Consider the following 2400-nt stretch of genomic DNA (forward strand, 5'->3'; position numbering starts at 1 on the left):
ATCCGTCAATTGGATGAGCAGGGACAATCACGGAGACGATTGTTCCACGGCATCGTTACGCGACTATCCGTGCATTGCATTCGGGGCGTGTATACGTTCGAGCTGGAAGCCGCATCGCATTCGTATCAGATGGATATCCAGATAAAGAAGCGTTCCTATCAGGATATTCATCGTACCTACGCGGATCTGGTCACCACGATGATTCGGAAATACAAGTATGGAGATGCCATTGATACCGTAACGAATGATGCCGAACTGGGCACTTTTGTTTTACAATATGAGGAGACGGATTGGGCGTTTTTAAAGCGCCTTGCCTCTCGCTTTGGGTCCGTGCTGGTGCCGGAGGTAACGGCAGCGTCGCCCAAAGTGTTCTTCGGGCTACCGGAAGGCAAACGGTACAAGATGGAACGGGATGCAAGTTACCAGGTACGGAGAACGTTCCATGATCTGGAGGCGGGGAAGCCGGGACAACGGGCAGGCTCATATGTGACCTACGTGATCGAAAGCCTGCAATACTATGCGCTGGGAGATATCATTGCGTTACCGATCGGATTAGGCAAGGAACTCGTCGTCGTTCGGGCCGTGACACGGCTGGAGGACGGCCTGCTGCGTACTCGTTATGATCTCCAGGCTGAACAGGATATTCGTCTTGCCCGTTATGAAAACGATCAAGCTGCGGGGATTGCGCTGACGGGCAGCGTGTTACAGGTACATCAAGACATGGTGCAACTCCAACTGGATATCGACCCCAAACAGGACCCGGCGAAAGCATGCTGGTTCCCGGTGGCCACCCGCTATGCAGCGGAAGAACATAGTGGCTGGTATGATATGCCGGAAGTTGGGGAGCGGGTGGAGCTTTACTTGCCGACGAGCCGGGAACAGGAAGCCTATGTCATGGACTCGCGGCAGCATCGCCACGCGCAAGGAGAGCCGGACGTGAAAGTATGGAGACATGCGCAAGGAAGCGGCGTGGACATGTCCGAACAAGAACTGACCCTGTCTACCTCGGGAGCATTGTCAATTACGCTCCATGAAGGGAACGGCATTACCGTCAGCAGCCCGGGAGATGTACGGATTCAAGGCGGTCACGTGAAGCTGGATGCAGGTCAGGAACTGTCGCTTACAGCGGGAAGCGCATTGTACCTCACAGGCGGAGCCAGCAGCATGGTCCTGGATGGTGAAACGGATATCAAGGCCCCGGTAGTTGAGCAAGAGGGAACGGTGAAGGCTCCGGTGTTCGTCATGGATCTTCCTCCTGTGCCGGAGCCGCCGCTGATGACTATAAAAGACTACGAAGCAGCACAAGCCGCCGCCCGGGAGGGTTCCACCAACAACAAAGCCAGGACTCCGACTGCGAAGCTTACGAGCCCGGCCGCTCAAAAACAAGCGGATGGATTGCTGGATACGGAGTCCAAACTGCTAGGCTCCATTCCGGTGATAGGAGCAGTAGCGGGAGCAGCATTAGGCGGACTTGCCGGAGCGGCGGTGAGTGCGAGTCTGCGAGCAAGCGCAGCTATTCCTGTTCGAAGTACAGGAACGAGTCATGCTGGAGGTGGAGGCGCAAAAGGCGGGTTGCATCCGCTGAAATATCTGGCCAGTCTGGTCATGCAAGGACTCATCAGTCAATACGAGCACGAGAAAGCCAAGGATGCCTATTATAGAAAGTGGCTGCTGGGCAAGGTGTTCACAAGTGCGCGTGAGTTAGGAACACCCACATCATGGAACGATATAGCTTCTTATGTCCGGCGTATGGCTCAGTCTGCTAATGAGTTGGAGCAGGCCTATCATCGGATTCCATCCGAACTGAGACAACGCTGGAGGGCGAACTACGAGCGTTACATGGCCGAGCAGCCGGAGCCGGAGCAAGAACAATCCAAGTCGTGGCTGGCTATTCTGGGCGAAGCCCAGATCAGGGAAGCGGAAGCCAGACTTATGATGGGTCAGCAGGTGGCGGACGAGTTGATCCATGCCGCAGATGTCGGTGGAGAAGTTGTAAAAGGAGCAGGAACGGCCGTTTTAGAAGATTTGACGTTAGACTTCCCACCCCTAAAAAAGGAATATACTTCAAATCATCCGAAGGCGCGTAAAACAGGTGAATTGATCGGGCACCTCATCACAACTGTAGCCGGAGTATTAGAAATGGGTGGCGCTGTATTGGGAGGAGGCGCTGGTGTTACGTTATCAGGTACGGGAGTATTATCACCTGTAGGCGTAGCTGTTACTGCAAAATCCGTCGCTTTAGCAGGACATGGAGCAGGAGTAACGTATCAAGGTTTATCTAATACTGGTGAAACCCTCAATGAGCTTTATCAAATGTTTAAAAGCGGAGGGTCAAATAGTCCAACGCCGAAAAAGCCTTCCCCGCAGAAACCAAGCAAGCCCAATGGGAAGCCGCCTGAG

General features: G+C 54.0%; 1 protein-coding gene. It reads left to right on the forward strand.

Features of this window, described 5'->3' with window-relative positions; genetic code table 11:
• Positions 1-2400, forward strand: a 2400-nt coding sequence (locus ABD76_RS26330; RefSeq protein WP_197259896.1) for a contractile injection system protein, VgrG/Pvc8 family, incomplete at both ends; no start/stop codon positions are given.

This window comes from Paenibacillus dendritiformis (assembly GCF_015845845.1).
GTDB classification, from domain to species: domain Bacteria; phylum Bacillota; class Bacilli; order Paenibacillales; family Paenibacillaceae; genus Paenibacillus_B; species Paenibacillus_B dendritiformis_C.